This window comes from Streptomyces antimicrobicus (assembly GCF_020532625.1).
GTDB classification, from domain to species: Bacteria; Actinomycetota; Actinomycetes; order Streptomycetales; family Streptomycetaceae; genus Streptomyces; species Streptomyces antimicrobicus.
Genome location: NZ_JAJAUY010000012.1, coordinates 1 through 20907, shown reverse-complemented (window position 1 = coordinate 20907; position 20907 = coordinate 1). Strand labels below are relative to the sequence as shown.

The window sequence follows — 20907 nt, the reverse complement described above, 5'->3', positions numbered from 1 at the left end:
GGCGCTTCGGGCCGCCTCAGGCGTGGTCGTAGACCGTCACGGCTATGCCCTTCGCGCACAACGCCCGTTCGACGAGCGGCTCCACGCGTGACCACTTCCCGCCGGCCAGACCGCACCCTATGCGCGGCATGTGCACGGAAGCGCCCTGATCGAGGGCGTGGTCCGCGAGGGCCGTCAGGCAGCGCTCCAACGCCTCGTAGCGGATCGGCACGCCCGAGCTGCCCGTGCGTATGCCGCGCTGGCCCACCATGTTCGCGACCCAGGTGTCGGGGCGGACCTGGACCAGGCGGACCGCGCCGAGCCCGAAGTCGTTGCGGGCGCGACCGCGGTGCCAGGCGCGGTAGTCCGCCTCCGGCTCCGGCCAGCGCTTCGAGAGGGCAAGGACGAAGCCCTTGCCCCAGCCGCCGAGGTCGTTGCAGACGTGCGCGATGATCTTCGCGCCCTTGGCCTGCGGGCTCGTGGCGTCTCCCGCGAGGATCGTGATCGGTTCCATGCCACGACCTTACGCGCGGCCACTGACAGCCCCTCCGCTCCTCGTCAGGGGATGCTGCCGGGCCGCCGCGCCGGCGCCGGTGGGGCGGCGAGCAAGGTGCGGCAGTCGTGCCAGGCGGCCGGGCCCAGCAGGTGCCGCACGCGGGTGAAGAAGGCGAGGAGGTCCGGGCCGTGCGCGGCCCGGAAGGCCAGGTCCTCGTGGGCCAGGTCCAGTTCGTTGGCGGCCGAGAGCTCGACGAAGTCGCGGCGCGACTGCGCCTGCGGAACGAGGGTCCGCCCGGTGAAGCGGTCGTGGAACACGGCGTCGGGCTCGCCGAGGCCCGGGTACGTCGCCTTGCGGTCGCAGGCCGCGTACAGGTACACGACGGCCTCGGCCTCGGCGCCGATCGCCGCCACGAGCTCCGCCCTGCGGTCCAGCGGCAGCAGCGCGGTGGGGAAGCCGTCGGTGCCGTAGGACGCATGGCACAGGCCCGCGAGTTGCAGGACCGGCCGGGCCTGCCACGAGGCGAGGCGCGCCTGTACGCGACGGAGGTGGGTCAGGAGGGTGCCGCCGGGGTGGGCCACGTCCTGCGCGCCGGCCCGGCGCAACAGGCTGAGGGCGCGCTCGGCCGCGGAGGACGAGTCGATCACGGTGCTCCGGTCCTTTCCGGTCCTTTCCGGTCCTGTCCGGTTCTTTTCCGGTCCCTGCGGACTGCGCGGAACCGCACGAGCTGCACGGACTGCGCGGTACGGGGTCGGTACCCGTCGCGGTATGGGGTCGGCACCCGTCCGGCGTGCGCGCGCCCGGCTCCGGAACCGGGTGCGGCCCGCCGGACAGGTTGCCGCCTGGGCCCACGCGACATGCTCCCGCGCCGGCCCGAACCCAGTCAATCCTGGGGTTTACTTGCCCAAACCCAAGCTCTAGCTTGGGCGTTGTGACCTTGGACGATCTACGGGTGTTCGTCGCCGTGTGCGCGACCGGAAGTCTCAGCGGCGTGGCACGCGAGTTGGGCTGCACGCAGTCGGCGGTGAGCCAGCACGTGAAGCGGCTGGAGCGGGAGACGGGGGTCAGCCTGCTGGAGCGCCGACCCCGCGGAGTCGTGCCGACCGAGGCCGGGCGGATCCTCCACGAGGCCGCCGCCGAGGGGATCGGCGGGCTGGACCGGGCCCTGCGCCGGCTCGCCGACCTGGCGGTCGGCGAGGGCGGGTCCGTGCGGGTCGGTACCGGCGGGGCGACCGTCCGGCACTTCATGGCCGAGGCGATCGTCGGCTTCCGGCGAGCCCACCCCGGAGCGAGCCTGGAGTTCCGGACCGAGACCTCCACCCGGCGCTGCTTCGACGCGCTCCTGGCGAGCACGCTGGACCTGGCCTGGGTCACCATCGGCACGCCCGTGCCGGGCATCGAACAGCGGCCGGTGGTCGACCTGCCCTGGGTTCTCGCCGTCCGCGCGGACGACCCGCTGGCGGACCGGCCGTCCCTCGACGCCACCGATCTGACGGACGTCCGGCTGATCAGGCTCCCGCGGAACTCGCTCTCCGGCGCACGGTTGGACGCCGCCTTCACCGAACTGGGCATCCGGGTCGGCTCGGACACCAGCGTGGCGGACTGGGACACCGCGCTGCTGCTCGCCGAACTCGGCCTCGGGCACACCGTCGTACCGGCCGTTCCCGGGCTACGGGCCCAGGCCGACGGGTCCTTGAGGCTCGTGCCGGTGCCGGCGCTGCCGCCGCTGCCCGTCGGCTGGGCGGCGCGCCGCTGGGACGCCCTGACCCCGCTCGCCCGGGCCTTCGCCGACACCGTCGCCGAGGGCTGCGCCGCCGACACCGCTACCGGGAGCTGAGCCGACACCGTTGCCGGGACCTGAGTCGCCGGGACCGTCGCCGACGGGCTCGACGGGCGTACGTCAAAAGATGTTTGCCTCCCGGACCCTTGCCCCGCCGAGCCGGTTGGCCAATGATGCTCGGGGCTCGCTACCCGGCGGTAGCCGCGGTGCCGCGCGCCGCGCCCACCCCTGCCGTCCTACCGCCCCACCGCTCGTACCGTGCCACCGCTCCTGCCGCTCCACCGCTCCAACCGCCCTGCCCGCCCCACCTGCCCCTACCCCCAACGGCCCGGGAGGCCCGCCGTGCGGACGAAGCGTCACATCCGGAGATCGCTCGTGGTCGGCGGCGCCGCCGTCGCCCTCGTCGTCGGGGTCCCCCAGGTCGCGTTCGCGGCTCCGCCGCCCGCGCTGCCGGCCAACGCCGATCCGATGGAGCGGACCTTCCAGCCGGCGTACGACTACGACACCGACGGCTGCTACCCGACTCCCGCCATAGGCTCCAACGGCGTGCTGAACGGCGGCCTCAGCCCCACCGGAGCGCTCAACGGCAGTTGCCGGGACTCCTGGGACCTCGACAACACCAACGGCTACTCCCGGGCGACCTGCAACAACGGCTGGTGCGCCGTGATCTACGGGCTGTACTTCGAGAAGGACCAGGCCATCCCCGGCATCAGCCTCGGCGGCCACCGGCACGACTGGGAGCACGTCGTGGTGTGGATCCAGAACAACGAGGCGAAGTACGTGGCGACGTCCGCCCACGGCGACTTCAACGTCTACTCCCGCGACCAGATCCGCTGGGACGGCACCCACCCGAAGATCGTCTACCACAAGGACGGCGTCAGCACGCACTGCTTCCGCCCCGCCAACAACAACGACGAGCCGCCGGAGAACCACAAGCACACCTGGCAGTTCCCCGCCCTGGTCGGCTGGAACGGCTACCCCTCCACGGCCCTGCGCGACAAGCTCAGCCAAGCCGACTTCGGCAGCGCGCACTTCGGGCTCAAGGACGGTTCCTTCCAGTCCCACCTGGCCGAGGCCAAGCCGGCGGGCATCCCCTTCGACCCGTACCAGTAGGCCCCGCACCCCCATGGACGCCCTGAACCCGGACCGCCCGAGCCCCGACCACCAGGCCGACGACGACGCGGACCTGATGTTCCTCGGCGTCGAGCGCCAGGCCGAGTTCGTGCGGACCGGCAAGCTCACCTCGCGGGCCCTCGTCGACGCCGCGCTGCGCCGCATCGCGCGGCTCGACCCGGCCCTCGGCGCGTTCCGCGTCGTCATGGCCGAGCAGGCCCGCGCCGAGGCCGACGCCCGGGACGCGGAACGCGCCGAGGGCCCCCTGCACGGCGTGCCCGTCGCCGTGAAGGACGAGCTCGACGTCGCCGGCCAGACCACCACCTTCGGCAGCGCCGCCCAGCGCACCCCCGCCGCTGCCGACTCCGAGGCCGTACGCCGCCTGCGCGCCGCCGGAGCCGTCATCGTCGGCAAGACGGCGATGCCCGAGTTCGGCCAGTGGCCGTTCACCGAGTCCGCCGCGTACGGCCACACCCGCAACCCCTGGGACACCACCCGCACCCCCGGCGGCTCCAGCGGCGGCAGCGCCGCGGCCGTCGCCGCCGGACTCGTCGGCGCGGCGCTCGGCGGTGACGGCGGCGGCTCCCTGCGCATCCCGGCGGCCTGCTGCGGGCTGTTCGGCCTCAAACCGCAGCGCGGCAGGGTCTCGACCGCCCCGCACCCGCACCTGTGGTACGCCCTGGGGACCGTCGGCCCGCTGACCCGCACGGTCCGCGATTGCGCCCTCCTCTACGACGTCCTCGCCGGGTCCGCGCCCACGGACCGGTTCCCCGCCCGCCCCACCGCGACCAGTTGGCTCCGGGCCCTGGAGACCCCGCCGGGCCGGCTGCGCATCGGCTACTGCGCCGAGCCCGCCGTGCCCGGCGTGCGCCCGCACCCGGAACACGTCCGCGCCCTGCTGGAGACCGTACGGGCACTGCGCGAGCTCGGGCACGAGGTCCGCGAGGTCCGGCCCCGCCTTCCCGACGCGACGGCCGCGTTCGTGGCGCAGTTCTGCGGGGGCGTACGGGCGGAGGCCGACACCGTCGAGCGCCCCGACCTGCTGGAGCGGCGCACGCGCCGCACGCTGGCGCTCGCCCGGCTGCTGCCCGAATCCGCCGTCGAGCGCGGGGTCCGCGCGGGGGAGCGGCTGGCGGAGCGCGCGGACCGGATGTTCGCCACCATGGACCTCCTGCTCACCCCGGTCCTGGCCGCCCGCCCGCGCCCGGTCGGCGCGCTGGACGGCGCGGGGTTGCTGACGGCGGTGGCCCGCTCGCGCCCGATGGTCGCCTGGACCGCCTTGTGGAACGTCACCGGTCACCCGGCCGCCTCCGTCCCGGCGGGCCACGCCGCCGACGGCCTTCCGCTCGCCGTCCAGCTGGTGGGCCGCCGCGACGACGAACCGACCCTGCTCCGCGTCGCCGCGCAGCTGGAGACCGTCCGCCCCTGGGCCCACCGGCGGCCGTGACCTCGCGGGTCCTTGATCGTTCCACTCGGTGTGGGGTTCAGTGCTGCCCGGTCGCGGGCGACCGGCTGGAGGATGGTCCGTGCGCTCGCGGCCGGTTGCTGCCTGTGGTGCCTGTGGGGCTGTGCGGGGGCGCGGACCCAGCCGGCGCTTCCCCCGACCGAGCAGGGCCGTAGCGAACTGATCAAGGCGGCTCAGCAGGTGCTGGTGGACCGGTGCCTGACCGAGCAGGGTGCGGCGGGGCCGCCTCCGCGCCAGGAGGTGCTCTTCGGCACCGGCCCCACCGAGCTGTCGGTGACCCTCGCCACCGGATACACCGTACGGGCGCACACCGACGGCTGCCTCGCCCGGGCGCACCGCTTCCTCTACGGCGACCAGGCCCGCTGGTTCCGGGCCGAGGTCACCGTGAACAACCTGCTCCCCGAGGCCCAGGCCCGCCTCGGACGGGATCCCGCCTACCGCGCGGCGCTCGCCCGCCGCGCCGCCTGCGCCGACGGCGACACGCCCTGCGTGCGGGCGAGCGGCCTCGAAGAACTGCGGACCCGGCTGGAGCCGGAACGGCTCGCCGAGGTGCGCGCGGCCCACCGCGACGAGATCACCACCTACGGCCAGTTGCGCGACCGCGCACTGCACCGAGCGGCCGGCCTGCTGGCCGGCCGCCCCACCCCCCACAGGAAAGGTCACCTCCCCTCATGAAGAAGAGCAGGCTGCTCACCTCCACCGCCGCGGTGTTCCTCACGCTGGCCGCGGGGCTCGCCGCGGCCGGACCGGCCGGCGCCGCCGACTGCCCCAGCGGCGAGTTCTGCGCCTGGGAGCACGCGGACTACACGGGCCAGCGCGCCAACTGGTCCGGCGACGACGGCTGGTGGGAGAGCTGGATCGCCGACGAGGACTCCTCCTGGGCCAACCACGGCATCTCCGGCCCGGGCATCAAGGACCACGTGAAGGTCTACTCGGCGTCGGGCCTGGGCGGGCACATGACCCTCTGCCTCGCCCCCGGCCAGGAGGTCAACCACAACGCCGCGGCCAACGACGACGGCGACTCCCACACCTGGGCGATGAGCTGCTGACCAGCCGCTGACGGCACTCCGCCTACGAGACCCCCGGGGCGTCACCCCGCTCCGGGGGCGACGGCCACAGCCCGAGGTCGTCCGGGTCGCGCAACTCGTCCTCGATCGAGCGCCGTTGGCCGGCGTCCAGCGGTACGGCGGCCAGCCGGGCCCGCCAGGCGTCCACCGCGTCCCGCTCGCCGAGGACCGTGCCCAGCTCGATCAGCCACGCCAGCGCGCGGCCCAGGTCGAGCGGCGTGGCCCGCTCGCCGTGCCGGCGCAGGGCGACGGTGAGCACCTTCAGCGCGAGGTGGTCGTCGTTCTTGAACTCGACGAGGATGCGGGCGTTGTCCAGGGCCCTGGCGAGGCCCTTCAGCTCCTTGGAGCCGCCGTACTCCAACTCGGCCGGCTCGTCGCGCCGGATGAACATGATCGAGTTGCCGGACGGGTCGACGAGCGTGAAGCGGCTGGCACCCGGCCGGAACCGGGTGATCCGAGGCCGCCCCGTGGTGAGCACCTTGCCGTGGGCGCCGCGCATGGCCCGGGTGAACGCGGCGTGGTACGGGGCGACTTCGTCGACCATCACCAGGCAGCCGCCGCCGTCCTCCCGGTCGGGGTCCACATGGGCGGGCGCCTTGGTGAAGTGGAGCTGGAAACCGCTGTAGGACAGGGCCAGATAGACGTAGGGCCGGGTCTGTTCGTAGGTCGTCGTGAAACCGAGCGCCCGGTAGAAGGCCAGGGTCTCCTCCACCGAGACGCAGGGCAGCAAGGGCACCGTGGTCTCGTCGGGTGTCAGCTCTTCGGTCGTGTTCGTCATCTCGAACCTCTCGCCTCTCGCATCGCGCGTCCGGCAGGCCGCGTCGGCCGGTCCCGGAAGAACCGGCGGACGCGCGCCGCCCACTCTGACGACTCGCGGCGAGGCGCGCACATGAGACTTTTATCCGCCCTTTAATTCGGGCCGGGCGCCGGCCTCAGGAGCGGGTCCCCTCAGGAGCGGCCGCCTCCGGCGGTGGGGGCCGGCCGGGCGGGCGCGTCAGGGCGGACCTGGTCCAGGCGGACGAGGGCGGCCCGGCGTTGGACCAGGGCCAGACCGGCCACGCCCGCGCCGAGGGCCAGCCAGCCCGCCGGACCGGCCGCCATCACCGCGCCGGTCAGCAGCAGCGGCCCCGCGGCCTTCTGCACGGAGGGGGAGATGCCGGCCACGCCCAGGTACGAGGCCCTGGCCGCCGGCGGTGCCAGGGAGACGGCCAGTTCCCAGGAGCACACCGACCGGACCAACTCCGCCGCCGTGACCAGTGCCGCGGCGGCCAGCAGGGTCAGCGACGCCGCCCACGGACCCTGGCCGGGGGCCAGGGCGAGCAGTGCGCAGGAGCCGAGCAGGAAGGCGCCGTACCAGCCGACGGCCGTGGCGGCCTGCCGCGGCCGCGTGACGCGCGCGGACACGTGGAGCTGGAGCACCACGACCAGCACCGTGTTGAGCGCGAGGAAGGCGGGCACGACGGCGTGGGGCGCCGTGGTGTGGTGGACGAGCCACAGCGGCAGCCCGACGTTCAGGATCGCGTCGTCCAGGTTCAAGGGGATGTCCAGCAGGACGAACCGCAGGTAGCCGCGGTCCCGCCACGGGCTCCTCCCGCCGCCCTGCTCCGCCCCCGGTCCGGGCGGGGCTCCGCCCGGCGGGGCCGGCGGCGCGACCAGCCGGCCGCGGCCGCGCGGCTCCCGGGTGCGCCACACCAGCGCGGCCGCGGCGAGGAAGGACAGGGCGTTCGCGAGGATCAGCACCCGGTACGCGGTCGGGGTCCCCACCGCCAGGCCCACGGCGGCGAGGCCGGCGCCGACGGCGTAGCCGCCGTTGGCGACGCTGCGGGACAGGGCCTGGTACGTCGCCCGCCGCTCGCCCGCCACCCGGGTCGCGAAGAGCATCTCCAGGGTCTTGGCGGCCCGGTCGCCGAGGTGCGTGACCGCGACGAGGAGCAGGAGCAGCTCGAAGCGCGTCACCGCGAGCATCGCGCAGAGCGCGACCATGCGCAGCGCGTGACAGGCCATCAGCAGGTGCCGTACGGCGAACCGGTCGGCCAGATGCCCGGCGACGGGCGAGCCCACGATGCCCGCCACCGCCGCGACACCCAGCATCAGGCCCAGGCGGCCCGCGTCGAGGCCGACGACGAACGTGAAGTACAGGACCGAGGCGGCGGCCCAGACCCCGGTGCCGGTGCGGTCGAGCAACTGCCCGAGCAGCATGATGCGCGCGTCGCGACCGCCGGGTGGCCTGCGCAGCTGCGCGATCAGCCCGCGCGGCGCGCCGCCGCCGGCGCCGTCCCCGGGGGAGGGGTCGCCGGCCCGGCCCCGCCCGCCGCTCTCGCCCCCGCCGTCGTCCGTGCGTCCGGTACCGCCCCGCCGTCCCACGTCCTGCCCCATCTCGGGCCGCCTCCGTCTCCCCGTACGAGGTATCTCGACATCGAGATACCTGCGGAAGCCTGCCGGACATCAATCTCGACGTCAAGATACTTAGCTGTGTCGTACCGGTCCGCTACGCTGCTCCGGCCGCGGCCTGGGGAGGGCCGCGAGGGAGGGGATCATGGAGCACGACCTGGCAGCCGGACCCGTTCAGGGGCAGCTGTGTCCCGAGTGCGGGGAGGCGCTCACCGCCACCGACGAGCGGTTCGTCGTCTGGTGCGCGGCCTGCGACTGGAACGTCGACCCGGGCGCCGCCGAACCCGAGCCGGGCCGGCTCGCCGCGTTCCGCCGCCGGCTGGCCCGGCGACACGGTGAGCAACTTGCCGCCGAGACGGCCGGCGGGGACCCGGGACGGCCGCGCCGGGACGCGTCGGCGCTCCTGGCCCTCGCGCTCGCCCTGGCGGTGCACGGCGTCACCCTGGCGCTGGCGGTGGCCGGGCTCCTCCTGATCGTGCTCGGGTGGGGCACCGCGGTCCAGCCGGTCGAGGGCCTCGTGCTGCTCGTCGTGGCCGTCGTCCTACGGCCCCGGCTGGGCCGGCTGCCGCAGCACGGCCCGGTGCTCCACCGGGCCGACGCGCCGCGGCTGTTCGAGCTGATCGACGAGGTCGCCGCCGTCACCGGCACCGCCGGGGTGCACGCGGTGGTCGTGGACGGCACGGTCAACGCCGCCGTGACGGCGTACGGTCCGCGCCGGCGCCGGGTGCTGACGCTCGGCCTCGGCCTGTGGGAGGTCCTCGGCCCCCGCGAACGGGTCGCCCTGCTCGGCCACGAGCTCGGCCACTTCGCCCATGGGGACGTCCGGCACGGGCTGGTCGTGCACGGGGCGCTGCGCTCGCTGCTCCTGTGGCTGCGCACCTTGGCCCCCAGCCCCGGACACACCGTGTGGGACTCGTTGTTCAACGCCGTGGCGTTCCTGCCCCGCTGTGCGACGTACGCCCTGCTGGTCCTGCTCGACCGGCTGACGCTGCGCGCCGCCCAGCGCGCCGAGTACCAGGCCGACCGGAGCGCGGCGCGCGCCGGCTCCACCGAGGGTGCCGTGGCGCTCATGGACCGCCTCCTCGTCGCGGAATCGATCGAGGCGGAGCTGCGCCGCGAATCGGTGGCGGCGCAGATGACCGGCGGCAAGGGCGGACGTGCCGCCCGGGAGGCCGCGGAGCAGGGCCTGTGGGAGCGGATCGCCGCGCACGCCGCGTCCGTACCGGGCCACGAGCGCGAGCGGTTGTCCCGGGTCGCCGCGCGCCGCGGCCACAGCGTGGACGACACCCACCCGCCGACGCACCTGCGGCGGCAGTGCCTGTCCCTGGGCGACCCCCTGCCGGCCCAGGTCACCTACGACGAGCACCGCGCGGCAGCGGTCACGGCGGAACTGGCGGCCGCCCGGGCGGCCGTGGCCCGCCGGATCATCCGGGAGCGGGCGGGCTGAGCCGGGAGACCGGCGGCCGCTGCGTGGCCCGGCTCGGCGAGAGGGCCGTCGCTGGTGCCGGGTGCGTGGTCGTCAGGGCGTGGCGAGGCGGGGGAGCAGGCGTTCGGCGTTGGCGCGGTGGACGGCGTGGAGTTGGCCGTCCTGCCAGTGCGGATAAGCGTCCAGGTCGTCGTCGAAGCCGCTGCACCAGTCCTCGGGGACCATCGGGAAGTCGCTGCCGTACAGGACGTGGCCGGGTGCGGCGAAGGCGAGCAGCGAGGGCAGGGAGGCCGGGCCGGCGCAGAAGGCCGTGTCGAAGTAGAAGCGGCGCAGGTCGGCGAGGAGGTCGCCGGGCTCCGCGTCCGGGCGGAGCCGGGCCGCGGCCGCGAAGCGGTGGGCGGCGTACGGCAGGAAGCCGCCGGCGTGCGGCAGGATGATCTTCAGCCGGGGAAAGCGGCCCGGGACTCCCGCCAGCGCCAGGTGCAACGCCGTACGGGCCGTGTCGGACGGGAAGTCCACCAGGGGACTGGGCAGGCCCGGGACCATCGGGCCCGGCGGCGCGGTCGGGTGGACGAGGACCACCGCCCCACGCCCCTCCAGCTCGGCCCACAGCGGCTCGAACTCCCGGTCACCGAGATAGCGGCCCTCGGCGTTGGACAGCACCATCACCCCGTCGGCGGCCAGTTCGTCCAGGGCGCGGACGGCCTCCGCGAGGGCCCCCTCGACGTCCGGCAGCGGCAGGACGGCGAAGTGCCCGAAGCGGTCGGGCCGGTCCTTGACCTCCTCCGCGGTGAAGTCGTTCACCTCCCGGGCCGCCGCACGCGCGCCCGCGACGTCGCCGGGCGCGGCGAGCGGGGCCGCGTACGAGAGGATCCCCGTGGCGATCGAGCGGCGGTCCATCATCGCCAGGGCGCTGCGCCGGTCCCAGGCGGGCACGGGCCAGCCGAGGGCGGCCGCGCGATCGGCGATCGCCCGGGCGCGCCCGGGCGGGACGACGTGCTGGTGGACGTCGATCCGTACGCATCCGCTCATGGTCGTGCGCGTCTCCCGCCTGATGGGGTCGGCCTGCGGCCCTCGGCCCGTGACGGCCGACGGTATGCGGTCGGGGCCGCCCCGGGGCGCTCGGCTCTCCGTCGCCCGCGTCGGTTGCGCCGACCGGGTCGGCGTGGCGGACGTGCGTCCCTGCGTACGGGCATGCCGCGATGGACCGGCCCCCGTACCCGGCGGGTCGCGGCGGCCCGCGGAGGTCAGGTCTCGCCGGCCCCCGCGGCCCGTGCCGTCACCGGTCCGGTCGTACGGCGGCGCCGGCGCGGGTCGTGGTCGTGGCGCAGCCGTGCCTCGACCCGGCCGTCGACGACGCGCGTCTCGAACGCCGGCTGCGGGGCCGTCGCCGGGCCCCGGACGTTCCAGCCGTCCGACAGCCGGAACACGCTGCCGTGCCAGGGGCAGCGGACGCAGCCGTCCGCGATCTCGCCCTCGGACAGCGGACCGCCCATGTGGGCGCAGCGGTCGGCCAGCGCGCGGACCGTGCCGTCGTCCTCGCGGACCACCAGGACGTCCACCCCGTCGACGCGGGCCCGGGTCGCCCGGCCCAGGGGGAAACCGGCCAGCGAGCCGAGGTGGTGCCAGCCGTCCCGGACCAGGTGCTCGACCTGTTCGGCGTGATTGGCCCCGGCCGCCTGGCGGTAGGCCAGATGGCCGCCGAGCGCGCCCGCCGCGCCCACCGTGGCGAGCCCGGCCAGCGCCAGCGCCTTGCCGCGCAGGGTCCGGCCCCGCGCCCGGGCGACGAAGGAGGCCGTGTAGAGCGCGATCGCCGTGGTGTTGCCGAGGGCGTGGACCAGGCCGGTACGGGCCTGCTCGGGCGGCAGCTCCGCCCAGTCGGCCCAGCCCGCCGCGGCCGCGGGCGCCGCCGCGGCCAGCCCCGTCCCGATCAGGACGTGCGCGGCGGCGCGCTGCCCGGGGAGCAGGTCCAGCACGGCCGCCGAGAGCCAGGTCCCGATGGGCACCTGGACGAGCAGGGGATGCGCCGGATGCCCGAGCGGACGGCCGTGGAGCAGGTCCCGCGCCGGTCCCAGCGGTACGGCCCGCACGGCGCGGCGGAGCAGCTCGATCAAGGGGTCGGCCTGCGAGGCCTGTTCGAGCCGTTCCACCGCAGTGAGGACCGGCCCCGGGCCGGGGGAGGTCGCGCCGTCCGGGCTCGTGCGGTGGTGCAGGGTCCCGAGGGCCTTGGCCATGCGGTGTGACGTCGTACGGTGCGTCGTCTCGCGGTGGATGTCCATGGGCGCGCGTCTACCCCGGGCCGTCGGCCGTATGTGCGGCGCGACGGCGTACGGCCGACCGCGCATGGCGGCCCCGCACCCGGGCAGGGGCCGGCCGTACGGAACACCAGGAGGGACGATGCCGGAACCAGACCTCGGCACCTTCGCCGTCGCCCAGGACGGACCGCTGTACGTCGTCACCGCCGCCTCGGCCGGCCGCCGGGCCGGATGCCTGGTCGGATTCGCCTCGCAGTGCTCGATCGAACCGCCGCGGTTCGTCGTGTGGCTGTCGGTCGCGAACCACACCTACGAGGTGGCACGCCGGGCCCGGTACCTCACCGTGCACCTGCTGCGCCGGGACCAGGAGGCCCTGGCGCGGCTCTTCGGCGGCCGTACGGGGGACGACGAGGACAAGTTCGCGGGGATCGGCTGGCGGCCGGGCCGGGACGGCAGCCCGGTGCTGGCGGCGGTGGCGCACTGGTTCACCGGCCGGATCGAGGCGGTCGTCGTGGGCGGCGACCACGAGGGCTTCCTGCTCGTGCCGGTCGAGCAGTCCCCGGCCGCCGCCGAGCCGGCGGTGCCGCCGCTGCGGTACGGCGACGTACGGGACCTGCGGGCCGGTCACCCGGCGTGAGGGCGCCGCCCGCCCGCGGGACCTCCGGTCGGCCGGTCGTCCGGCGTCACGTTACGCGTGCAGGGTGACGCTCGGGTGGACGCCGTACGCCCCGCGGTACGCGGCGGCGAACCGGCCCATGTGCGCGAAGCCCCACCGCGCGGCGACGGCCGTCACGGTCGCCCCGAGGGAGGGTTCGGCGGCGAGCAGCTCCTGGTGGGCGCGCTCCAGGCGGACCGCGCGCAGGTGGGCCAGGGGAGTGGTGCCGGCATGGCGCCGGAAGGCGTACTGGAGGGCGCGCGGTGTGACGTGCGCGGCCGCCGCTACGTGGCCCAGGCCGATGTCGGCGTGCGCGTTCTCCTCGATGAAGACCATCGCGCGGCGCAGCGCGTCCGGCGTGGCGTCGGCGTCGAGCCCGTCGGCGTCGAGCCCGTCGGCGGGGTACGGCAGGCCGGTGAGGTTGTTGGGGAAGACGGCGAGGGCTACCGCGGCCAGCATCCGACCAGTCTCGGCCACCAGTAGCGGCGGGACGGCGGTCGTGGTGGTCAGCAGGACGCTGCGGGCGTAGGCGCACGTGCTGCGCCACAACCGCTCGCCCTCCGCGTCGCCCGCCTCGGCGGAGGTGAAGCGGACGTGCACCGGCTGCCGATCGAGGGGGTACGGCGCGGTCCGCCGCAGCAGCGGCACGGTCAGCGCCGTCACCTCCAGCACCGCCGAACGGGCCGCCAGCCGGTGGGGCGCGGTGGCCGGCGCGGTGACGAAGGGACGGCCGGAGTCGAGCGGGCAGCCGGGGGTCGTGGCGGCCTCGCCCCGGCGGGCCTGGACGATCAGCACCTGGTGGTCCAGGTCGGGTTCGACGGCGAGCGCGCCGTCGAGCGCGACCTCGTCCAGCTGGTACGCGCCGCCGTCGAGCCGGCCGTGGCGCAGGGCCACGGCCCCGGCGAGGGCGCCGGCCCCCGCCGCGGCCTCGGGGAGGGGCGCGACCCGGCAGGCGTAGGCGACGCTGAGGAAGGCGCAGGCCGTCGCGGTGTCGCGGGTGGCGAAGCTCTGCCGGGTGACCTGGAGGGGAGAGGACGGGTGGGCGGGCGAGGTACGGGCGGTCGTCATCGGTCCCCTGTTCCTGTGACCGTCGAGGGCGGCTGATGGGAGGGGCCGGCGGGGGTGCGCGCACGGCCGCCCCGTCGGTGGTGAGAGACGACCCCGCCCGGCGGCGCAGGACGCGCGGCTGCCGCCGCACTCGCTGCGCGATTCCTCGCGTCTGGTCGGCGCCTACCCGGCCCGGCGGGGTTCAGCCCTCGGGGACTCCGCCGGGACTCCGCCGCAGCGGCCGCCGGCCCTCACTGCCCGGCCTCGCCGGCCGGTTCGCCCCTGGGGCGGGGGCCGGGCGGCCGCGGGGCGGCCGAGACCAGGGCCCGGTCCAGGGTCGCGTGGACCTCCACCACGCCCGCCGAACGGCTGTGCTGGACGACGGGGTCGGTGAGCCGGCGGTGGCCGGTCAGCACCAGCCGTCGGCCCCGGCCGGCCAGGGTGCGGCCCAGGTCCGTCAGCACGGTGAGCGCGGTCGGCGTCATCAGGTCCAGCCCGCTGAGTTCCACGACGTAGGCCGGTTCGCCCGGGTCGGCGCCGGCCAGGGCGTTCCTGAAGGCGGACGCGTCTGACGGTTCCACCAGGCCCTCCAGGAACACCACGCACCGGCCGTCCTCGGCGCCCGGAAGCTCCAGACGGACCTTGCGCACGGCGAAATGCCGCCCGGCGCGGTGCTCGGGCAGGGCCGGACCGGCGGCGGCTGCCGGCCCCCGCTCGGCCCGCTCGACGGGGTCGCGGCCTGCGGGGTGGCGGTCCGCCGGGCGGCGGTCTGTCGAACCGGCTCCGGCGAACGCGCCCGCGTCTCCTCCCGCGCTCGGCCCCGAGCCCGCTGCCGTTCCCGTGCCCGTGCCCGTGCCCATGCCCGTGCCCGTGCCCGCTGGTGTCCCCGGGCCCGAGCCCGACGCCGTGCCCGTGCCCGCTGGCGCCTCGGGGCCGGCTCCCGCTCCGGCCACCGTCAGCAGGCGCTGGACCGCCGGTGCGGCGGTGATCTTCAGCGGCCGGTGCCGTTCCGCGGCCGCGCGGTCCACGTCGAGCAGCGCGTTCAGGCCGGAGCAGTCCCGGAAGGTGGCCATCATGACGTCCAGGCTGATGCCGCCGGGGCAGGCGTCGACGGCGGCCAGGAGGGTCCGGCGCAGCTCGGGGGCACGGCTGACGTCGACCTCGCCCGACACCTGCACGGCGGCCCGATCGGGCCCCTCGCGGCGGACGCTGATGTCCATCGGCCCGTCGGGAAAGCGCTCCGGCTCACGGGGGACTCGGGCTTCTCCGGAGGTAGCCATGGCGTCTCCAAGGCAAACCTGAACACTGGGCTCCGAGGTTGATTTTCAGCAGGAGTGGACTATACGTCAAGATTTACGTGAAAATCAGAACAGGTGATCTTTTTGCGTAGAAACGGGACATAGTGGTTGACATGCCTCCGAGGGACGAGGGTCGGCCCCGCTGGACGTTCCTCACCAGTCATGCCCGCGTGCTGGTGGCCATCTCCCGGGACCCGGGAGTCCGGGTCCGGGACGTGGCGGCGGCCTGCGGGCTGACCGAGCGGACCGTGCTGGCGATCGTCGCCGACCTGGAGAAGGACGGATACCTGCTGCGCGACCGGGCCGCCGACGGCCGCCGCAACCGCTACGCCATCGTCCCGGGAGCCCACTTCCGCCACCCGGCCGAAGCCGGCCACGAGGTCGCCGGACTCCTCGACCTCCTCTCCGGCCGCCCACCGGCGGCCCCCGCGGGCCACGCCCCGGAGGCGGGCACCGACGCGGACCCTCGCCCCGAGCCCGAGCCCGAGCCCGAGCCCGAGCCCGGGACCGGGACCGAGGCCGCGTTCGACCCCGACGCGTGACCGTACGCCGGCATGCGGCCCGGCTGCGGGGGCAGGGGCGGTGGGACGAGGCAGGGGCCGTACAGGAAGGCGAACGCCGCGGCCTCCGCGGCCTCCCCCGGCCGACACGGGAGCTGACGGCGTTGCAGGTACGGTGGAGATCAAGGACGAGGCCGGGCGTCGGCGGTGGGAGGTGACCCTCGATGCCGCAGAATGCGCCGGTTCCGGGAGACCCGGAAGGCGGCGCGGTCCACGGGGCGCCGGGTGACATCGTGCGGAGGCTGATCAGGGCCCTGGACGGCGTCCCCTCCCCGCTGCTGCCGTCCCGGCTGTGCAGCGCCGTGCTCGGCATCCTGCCCGTGAAAGGGCTGGCGATCAGTCTGACGGGCGACGGAAACTACGCGACGGTGCTCTGCGCGAGTGACCAGACCGCGAGCCGACTCGCCGAGATCCAGTTCACCTTGGGCGAGGGCCCCGGGGTCCGGGCGGCGGAGGTCTTCGCCCCCGTACTGGCCCCGGACCTGGCCCAGGGCTCGGACGCCCGCCGCTGGCCGCTGTTCGCCCCGCAGGCCGTCGAAGCGGGCGCACGGGCGGTGTACTCGCTGCCGCTGGGCCGTTCCACGGTGGTCCTCGGCACGATGGACCTCTACCGGGAGACCCCCGGCACGCTCGGCGCGTCCGACTTGCGGACGGCCCTGCGCGCCGCCGACGCCGTGACCGTGCTGCTCGCCTCCTTCGACCACAGCCCCACGGCCGGGGAGGGCGTCGCGGCCTGGCTCCACGACGCGGAGAACTACCACACCGAGGTGTACCAAGCGACCGGAATGATCATGTCCCAACTGGGCCTGGGCGCCGACGAGGCGCAGGCCCTGCTGCGGGCGCGGGCCTTCCGGGAAGGCCGCACGGCGACCGAGGTCGCCCGTGAAGTGATCCATCGCACCACGGATTTCCTGGAGAAATGACCGGGCACGCGCGCGCACGCGACGGGAAGCAGGCGATCGAGATGACCCGCGAGCAAAGACTGGCCAGGGCGTTCGTCCGTCTGGCTGACACCCTGGCGCCCGGGTTCGACCCCTTGCGCCTCTTCGACGAGCTCGTCTCCCAGTGCATCGCCCTGCTCGACGCGGACGCGGGGGGCGTGCTGGTGGCCGACGCGCGGGGCGGGATGCGGATCATGGCCGCCTCGCCGGAGGACGCCGCCGGACTGGAACTGCTGCAGTTGCTGACCGGGGAGGGACCCTGCGTCGACTGCTACCGCGTAGGTGCCCCGCTCACGGTGGCGGATCTCGACGCCGAGCGGGACCGCTGGCCCGACCTCGCCGGGGCGGCGCCGGCCCTCGGCTACCGGTCCACCTGCACCGTCCCGCTGCGCCTGCACTCGTCGACCATCGGCGCGCTCAACCTCTTCCGCCGCGAGGCCGGGCCGATCCCCCCGGCCGACGCCGGACTCGCCCAGGCCCTCGCCGACTCCGCCGCGCTCTCCCTGCTGCACTGGAGCGCGGACCCGGCGGGTGACGGAGAGGTCCTGATCAAGACCCAGGCGGCCATCGCCTACAGGAACGCCCTGGAGATCGCCAAGGGCATGATCGCCCACCACGCCCACGTGCCCGTCGCCGCGGCCACCGACCTCCTGCGCCGCTACGCGGCCGCGCGCGGCGCGTCCCTGGTCGCGATCGTCCGGGCGCTGGTGGACCGCACCCTGGCGCCCTCCGACGTCGTGGCCCGGGCGGAGACACCCGAGACGTAGCCGGTAGCCGGTAGCGGGCCCCGGGCCGGTGGCCGGTGCCGGGGCCGGGTGGACCGCCGGGCGGCACCGCCCGGGTCACGAAGCCGCGATCAGGGCCAGGAGGTCTCCCGGCGCGGGACGATCACCACTTCCGGCACCGCGCTGCCGCCCGGCACGGACAGGGCGTACATCACCGTGTCGGCCACGATGTCGGGCCGTTGCAGCAGGGAGACGTCGGTGTCCGGGAAGCGCTCCATGATGAACGCGGTCTCCATGCCGCCGGCGATCACCCCCGTGATCCCGATGCCCAGGCAGTCCCGCTGCGCCTCCTTGAACAGCGTGTGCGTGAACGCGCGCAGGCCCGACTTGCTCGCCGAGTAGGGGCCGGCCTCCGTCCAGGTGCGGTTGGCCGCGGTGGACAGGATGTTGACGATGTGGCCGCTGCCCCGGGACACCATGCGGCGGTACGCCTCCAGGCACAGGTACATCGGGCCCAGCAGGTTGGTGGAGACCACCCGGGTCACCTCGTCCGCCGTCAGGTGCTCGGCCGACTTCGACACGTCGACCGCGGCGCAGTTCACGAGGATGTCCAGGCCCTGGTCCGACGCGTCCAGGCCGCGGAACACCTCCGCCACCTGCGTCGGCTCCTGGACGTCGACGCTCACGTAGCGGGCCCGCTCGCCCCGGGCCGTCAGCGCCTCGCACAGCTCCTCCGCGAGGTCCCGCCGTACGTCGGCCACCAGGACCTCCGCCCCTGCGCCGGCGAGGCGCCGGCAGATCGAGGCGCCCAGGCCGCGCGCGCCGCCGGTCACCAGGGCCTGCTTGCCGCGCAGGTCGAGCCGCGTGGAACCGTCCATGAGGATCACGAGCCTTTCGTCGCCGTACACGGAAAGGGGCGCCGAACGGGCGCGGGCGCGCGTCGGCCGTCTCCGCCCTCCCACTCTGGCGCGCGGGCGCGCGGCGGGCACGCGGGGGTAGGCCACACGCGCGCGCCCGGCGGACCGGGCGCGGGCTTCGGCCGCACCGGGCGCGGGCCTCGGCCGAGCGTGCCCGGGCCGGGGCCGGTCCGTGCGCGGTGGTCCGCGGCCGGGGCGTGGCGGGGACCGGGCGGAAGCGGGGACAGGGCTCGGGCCGGGCGAGGGTCGGGCTCGGGCGGGGGCGCCGTTCGCCGGTGGGGGCCGGGTGTGAGCAAGCCCACGAGAAGTCCAACCGCCCCTGGGACCACCCACGTTCGGTACGACCGGAGGCCGGGGTGAGCGCGGTCACGGCCACGGGCCGGTGCGGTTCTGCCAGCATGGACCGGACGGGACGATCGCGTCCGTGAGCCCCCTGCCGACCGCGGCGGGTGCCGGCCGTGCCGCACCGCATCCTCCCCTCCCCGCCCCACGCCCCCTTCCCCGGTACCGCCGTGCCCTCCACCATGCCTGCGCCTGCCTCCGCCTCCAGCACCACCCCCGCCCCGGCTCCCGCCGCTGCCCCGTCCTCCGACCGCTCGCCGTGGCGGGCCCTGCGCCACCGCGGCATGCGGTGGTGGGCCGCCGCCAACTTCGTCTCCAACATCGGCACCTGGACCCAGCTGACGGTGCAGAACCTGCTGGTCCTCCAGATCACCGGGTCGGCAGCGGTCACCGGACTGTCGGTGTCCCTCCAGGCGGCCCCGGGCCTGCTGCTCGGACTGGCCGGGGGAGCGGTCGTCGACCGCTGGTCCCACAAGATCACCGCCACCGTCTGCCAGGCCCTGCTGGCGGCCGTCGCGTTCACGACCTGCCTGCTCGTCGCCCTGGACCTGCTGAACCTGCCCGCGCTCATGGCCCTGGCCGTCGTCACCGGTGTCGTCGCCACCGTGGACGGACCGGCCTGCTCGCTGCTCGGCAACGGTCTCGTGCCCGCCCAGGACGTGCCCTCGGCCATCGGGGTCGGCTCGCTCGTGCACAGCGCCGGACGGCTCGTCGGCGCCGCGCTGGCCGGTGTGACCGTGGCGGCGTTCGGCACGGCGGCCGCCTATGCCGTCAACGGGCTGTCGTTCCTGTTCGTGGCCGGTGTGATCCCCTTCCTCAGGCCCGCCCCGGGTGCCCTCCCGGCCGCCGCGGAGGCGCCGGTCCCGGCGCCCTCGGGGGCGCTCCAGGAGGACGCCCCGGGCGTACGGGCGGGCCTGCGGTACTTCCTCGGCCGGCCGCGGCTGGTGGCGCTCGCCGCGATGAACGCCGTCAGCGCCCTCTTCGGCCGGAACTACTCGCTGACCCTGGTGGTGCTGGTCACCGGGCCCCTGGCCGGGGACGCCGCCTCGTTCTCGTGGGTCTCCACCACGCTCGCGGCGGGCGGGATCGTGGGCGCCGTCCTGGGTGCCCGGCTGCGCAGTCCCGGCGTGCGGCTCGTCGCCCTGCTCACCGTCGCGGGCGCGCTGCTCCAGGTGCTCGCCGGTCTGGTCCCGTCGCTGGCGCTGCTGCTGGTCCTCGTCCTGCCGATGGCGGTCGCCGAATCCGTGGGCGACACCGCCCAGTCCACACTGCTGCAGACCGATCCGCCGGCCCGGATGCGGGGCCGGGTGCTGGGCGCCTGGTCCACCGTGCGGACCGGCTGGGGGCTGGCCGCCCCGCCGACGCTGGGGCTGCTGATGGAGTTCCTGGGCGTCCGCGCGGCCCTGGTCCTGGGCGGCCTCGTGATCGCCGCGGCGATCGGCGCGGGCCGCCTCGCCCACCGCCGCCACTCCGCGGGCCGGCCGGCCCTCGGCCGCCACTTCGGCGCCCGGCCCGCCGTCCCCGCACCCCGGCAGCCCGCCGCGCAGGCGCCGGTCGGACCGGTCCTCGCGCGCACCGTCGTCCCGGCGCCGGTCGCTCCGGCCCCCACCGCACCGTCCGACCCCGTGGCGGTCCCGGCCCTGGCCTGACCCCAGGGCCGCGCCGGTGAGCAGGGCCCGTCCTGGTCCCGTCCGGGCCCGGGCCGAGTGCCAGGGCCGTGGCGCCGGCGGCCGGGCCCGACCGGGACGCGTCAGGGCCGCGGGTCCGGTGGCGGCAGGGTGTGGAGGGCCGTCAGTACTTCCGGCACCGTGATGCGCAGGAGTCGGGGGTCGGGGAGGCGGCCGTGGGCGTCTCCGGGGCGCAAGGGATCGTCGGACGGGGCCGGGTGCCACAGCACGCGGTGCGGGCCGTCCGGCGGCGGCCCCCACAGCCGCGGCGCCACCGGCCCGAACAGCAGGACGGACGGCGTCCCCAGGGCCGAGGCGAGATGGGCCACGCCGCTGTCGCCGGCCACCACGCACCGGGCGTGCGCCACGACCGCCGCCAGCCGGCCGAAGGGCAGGTCGTGCGAGCCGCCCAGCACCGCCCCCGGGCCCAGCCCGGCGATCTCGGCCACCCGTCCCGCCACCGCCGCCTCGCCCTTCCCGGCGACCACCGCCACCCGGTGGCCCTCGCGCGCCAGCGCCCGCGCCACCGCCGCGAAGCGTTCGGCGGGCCAGCGGCGGGCCGCCGCGTCCGCTCCCGGGTGGAGCACGACCGCCCCCGGCAGCGGGGACGGCACCGCCGGCGGCGGCAGGCGCAGGTCCCCGGGGTCCGCGTGGAGCCCGTACCAGCGCAGCAGCCGGCACCACCGCTCCCGTTCGTGCTCGTCGGCCCGCCAGCGCGGGCCCTGCCACCCGGGCCGGCCGGGCGGGGCGAACACGAACAGCCGGCGCGGGCGCAGCCCCGCC

General features: G+C 75.9%; 21 protein-coding genes. 11 read left to right on the top strand and 10 right to left on the bottom strand.

Features of this window, described 5'->3' with window-relative positions; translation table 11 throughout:
- Positions 1-16 precede the first annotated feature (16 nt).
- Entirely contained in the window at positions 17-493 is a 477-nt protein-coding gene (locus LG632_RS05215; protein ID WP_226725596.1) for a macro domain-containing protein, read from the bottom strand.
- Positions 494-537: 44 nt separating this feature from the next.
- Positions 538-1122, bottom strand: coding sequence for a DUF6817 domain-containing protein (locus LG632_RS05210; protein WP_226725594.1), 585 nt, complete (start codon positions 1120-1122; stop codon positions 538-540).
- Positions 1123-1406: 284 nt separating this feature from the next.
- On the opposite strand from LG632_RS05210, the gene LG632_RS05205 reads away from it, so the two are divergent.
- From LG632_RS05205 to LG632_RS05185, 5 genes are all read left to right on the top strand, one after another.
- Positions 1407-2312: a LysR family transcriptional regulator gene (locus LG632_RS05205; RefSeq protein WP_226725592.1), complete on the top strand. Its 906-nt coding sequence runs from the start codon at positions 1407-1409 to the stop codon at positions 2310-2312.
- Between the two features lie 285 nt (positions 2313-2597).
- On the top strand, positions 2598-3368 hold the full coding sequence (locus LG632_RS05200) for an NPP1 family protein (RefSeq protein ID WP_226725591.1): 771 nt from the start codon (positions 2598-2600) through the stop codon (positions 3366-3368).
- Positions 3369-3381: 13 nt separating this feature from the next.
- Positions 3382-4815 carry an amidase gene (locus LG632_RS05195; protein WP_226725589.1) on the top strand — a complete coding sequence of 478 codons (1434 nt, stop codon included), beginning with the start codon at positions 3382-3384 and terminating at the stop codon, positions 4813-4815.
- A 72-nt stretch (positions 4816-4887) separates the two neighbouring features.
- Positions 4888-5508, top strand: a complete 621-nt coding sequence (locus LG632_RS05190; RefSeq protein ID WP_226725587.1) for a hypothetical protein — start codon at positions 4888-4890, stop codon at positions 5506-5508.
- Positions 5505-5882: a peptidase inhibitor family I36 protein gene (locus LG632_RS05185; RefSeq protein ID WP_226725585.1), complete on the top strand. Its 378-nt coding sequence runs from the start codon at positions 5505-5507 to the stop codon at positions 5880-5882. The genes LG632_RS05190 and LG632_RS05185 overlap by 4 nt, the downstream gene beginning before the upstream one ends.
- Positions 5883-5904: 22 nt before the next feature.
- On the opposite strand, the gene LG632_RS05180 is transcribed toward LG632_RS05185, so the two are convergent.
- Positions 5905-6678, bottom strand: coding sequence for a DUF8817 family protein (locus LG632_RS05180; RefSeq protein ID WP_226725584.1), 774 nt, complete (start codon positions 6676-6678; stop codon positions 5905-5907).
- Between the two features lie 170 nt (positions 6679-6848).
- Complete coding sequence (locus LG632_RS05175; protein ID WP_226725582.1) at positions 6849-8276, bottom strand: MFS transporter; 1428 nt, start codon at positions 8274-8276, stop codon at positions 6849-6851.
- A 160-nt stretch (positions 8277-8436) separates the two neighbouring features.
- Between LG632_RS05175 and LG632_RS05170 the strand changes: the two genes are divergently transcribed.
- The gene (locus tag LG632_RS05170; RefSeq protein ID WP_226725580.1) at positions 8437-9738 is read left to right on the top strand and encodes a M48 family metallopeptidase; all 1302 of its coding nucleotides are present in this window, start codon (positions 8437-8439) and stop codon (positions 9736-9738) included.
- 72 nt (positions 9739-9810) lie between these two features.
- On the opposite strand, the gene LG632_RS05165 is transcribed toward LG632_RS05170, so the two are convergent.
- A complete protein-coding gene (locus tag LG632_RS05165; RefSeq protein ID WP_226725579.1) occupies positions 9811-10749 on the bottom strand; it encodes an amidohydrolase family protein in 939 nt (312 codons plus the stop codon).
- A 215-nt stretch (positions 10750-10964) separates the two neighbouring features.
- Positions 10965-11996: a Rieske (2Fe-2S) protein gene (locus LG632_RS05160; protein WP_226725576.1), complete on the bottom strand. Its 1032-nt coding sequence runs from the start codon at positions 11994-11996 to the stop codon at positions 10965-10967.
- Between the two features lie 118 nt (positions 11997-12114).
- Here LG632_RS05160 and LG632_RS05155 point away from each other — a divergent pair, with 118 nt between their 5' ends.
- Complete coding sequence (locus LG632_RS05155) at positions 12115-12609, top strand: flavin reductase family protein (RefSeq protein WP_226725574.1); 495 nt, start codon at positions 12115-12117, stop codon at positions 12607-12609.
- A 51-nt stretch (positions 12610-12660) separates the two neighbouring features.
- On the opposite strand, the gene LG632_RS05150 is transcribed toward LG632_RS05155, so the two are convergent.
- Entirely contained in the window at positions 12661-13695 is a 1035-nt protein-coding gene (locus LG632_RS05150) for a helix-turn-helix domain-containing protein (RefSeq protein ID WP_226725573.1), read from the bottom strand.
- Between the two features lie 230 nt (positions 13696-13925).
- Positions 13926-14894 carry an STAS domain-containing protein gene (locus LG632_RS30145; RefSeq protein WP_264201432.1) on the bottom strand — a complete coding sequence of 323 codons (969 nt, stop codon included), beginning with the start codon at positions 14892-14894 and terminating at the stop codon, positions 13926-13928.
- A gap of 191 nt (positions 14895-15085) precedes the next feature.
- Between LG632_RS30145 and LG632_RS05140 the strand changes: the two genes are divergently transcribed.
- The 3 genes from LG632_RS05140 to LG632_RS05130 all read left to right on the top strand — a co-directional run bounded on the left by LG632_RS05140 (position 15086) and on the right by LG632_RS05130 (position 17240).
- Positions 15086-15514, top strand: coding sequence for a helix-turn-helix transcriptional regulator (locus LG632_RS05140; protein ID WP_226725572.1), 429 nt, complete (start codon positions 15086-15088; stop codon positions 15512-15514).
- A gap of 182 nt (positions 15515-15696) precedes the next feature.
- Complete coding sequence (locus LG632_RS05135; protein WP_226725570.1) at positions 15697-16455, top strand: GAF and ANTAR domain-containing protein; 759 nt, start codon at positions 15697-15699, stop codon at positions 16453-16455.
- Positions 16452-17240 (top strand): GAF and ANTAR domain-containing protein, encoded by a 789-nt coding sequence (locus LG632_RS05130; protein WP_226725568.1) that lies wholly within the window; start codon positions 16452-16454, stop codon positions 17238-17240. Before LG632_RS05135 ends, LG632_RS05130 begins: the two co-directional genes overlap by 4 nt.
- An 89-nt stretch (positions 17241-17329) precedes the next feature.
- On the opposite strand, the gene LG632_RS05125 is transcribed toward LG632_RS05130, so the two are convergent.
- Positions 17330-18076 (bottom strand): SDR family oxidoreductase, encoded by a 747-nt coding sequence (locus tag LG632_RS05125; protein ID WP_226725566.1) that lies wholly within the window; start codon positions 18074-18076, stop codon positions 17330-17332.
- A gap of 563 nt (positions 18077-18639) precedes the next feature.
- Here LG632_RS05125 and LG632_RS05120 point away from each other — a divergent pair.
- Positions 18640-20106, top strand: a complete 1467-nt coding sequence (locus LG632_RS05120) for an MFS transporter (protein ID WP_226725564.1) — start codon at positions 18640-18642, stop codon at positions 20104-20106.
- 101 nt (positions 20107-20207) lie between these two features.
- Here the strand turns inward: LG632_RS05120 and LG632_RS05115 are convergent.
- A partial coding sequence (locus tag LG632_RS05115) for a glycosyltransferase family 9 protein (protein WP_226725563.1) occupies positions 20208-20907 on the bottom strand: 700 nt, incomplete at its 5' end.

What these genes read in the sequence shown, in the direction of transcription:
- LG632_RS05155 (WP_226725574.1), top strand. Translation starts at nt 12,115, where the DNA reads ATGCCGGAACCAGACCTCGGCACCTTCGCCGTCGCCCAGGACGGACCG.
- LG632_RS05120 (WP_226725564.1), top strand. Translation starts at nt 18,640, where the DNA reads ATGCCTGCGCCTGCCTCCGCCTCCAGCACCACCCCCGCCCCGGCTCCC.
- LG632_RS05175 (WP_226725582.1), bottom strand. Translation starts at nt 8,276, where the DNA reads ATGGGGCAGGACGTGGGACGGCGGGGCGGTACCGGACGCACGGACGAC.
- LG632_RS05150 (WP_226725573.1), bottom strand. Translation starts at nt 13,695, where the DNA reads ATGACGACCGCCCGTACCTCGCCCGCCCACCCGTCCTCTCCCCTCCAG.
- LG632_RS05165 (WP_226725579.1), bottom strand. Translation starts at nt 10,749, where the DNA reads ATGAGCGGATGCGTACGGATCGACGTCCACCAGCACGTCGTCCCGCCC.
- LG632_RS05195 (WP_226725589.1), top strand. Translation starts at nt 3,382, where the DNA reads ATGGACGCCCTGAACCCGGACCGCCCGAGCCCCGACCACCAGGCCGAC.
- LG632_RS30145 (WP_264201432.1), bottom strand. Translation starts at nt 14,894, where the DNA reads ATGGACATCAGCGTCCGCCGCGAGGGGCCCGATCGGGCCGCCGTGCAG.
- LG632_RS05140 (WP_226725572.1), top strand. Translation starts at nt 15,086, where the DNA reads ATGCCTCCGAGGGACGAGGGTCGGCCCCGCTGGACGTTCCTCACCAGT.
- LG632_RS05185 (WP_226725585.1), top strand. Translation starts at nt 5,505, where the DNA reads ATGAAGAAGAGCAGGCTGCTCACCTCCACCGCCGCGGTGTTCCTCACG.
- LG632_RS05190 (WP_226725587.1), top strand. Translation starts at nt 4,888, where the DNA reads ATGGTCCGTGCGCTCGCGGCCGGTTGCTGCCTGTGGTGCCTGTGGGGC.
- LG632_RS05130 (WP_226725568.1), top strand. Translation starts at nt 16,452, where the DNA reads ATGACCGGGCACGCGCGCGCACGCGACGGGAAGCAGGCGATCGAGATG.
- LG632_RS05180 (WP_226725584.1), bottom strand. Translation starts at nt 6,678, where the DNA reads ATGACGAACACGACCGAAGAGCTGACACCCGACGAGACCACGGTGCCC.
- LG632_RS05215 (WP_226725596.1), bottom strand. Translation starts at nt 493, where the DNA reads ATGGAACCGATCACGATCCTCGCGGGAGACGCCACGAGCCCGCAGGCC.
- LG632_RS05135 (WP_226725570.1), top strand. Translation starts at nt 15,697, where the DNA reads ATGCCGCAGAATGCGCCGGTTCCGGGAGACCCGGAAGGCGGCGCGGTC.
- LG632_RS05170 (WP_226725580.1), top strand. Translation starts at nt 8,437, where the DNA reads ATGGAGCACGACCTGGCAGCCGGACCCGTTCAGGGGCAGCTGTGTCCC.
- LG632_RS05160 (WP_226725576.1), bottom strand. Translation starts at nt 11,996, where the DNA reads ATGGACATCCACCGCGAGACGACGCACCGTACGACGTCACACCGCATG.
- LG632_RS05125 (WP_226725566.1), bottom strand. Translation starts at nt 18,076, where the DNA reads ATGGACGGTTCCACGCGGCTCGACCTGCGCGGCAAGCAGGCCCTGGTG.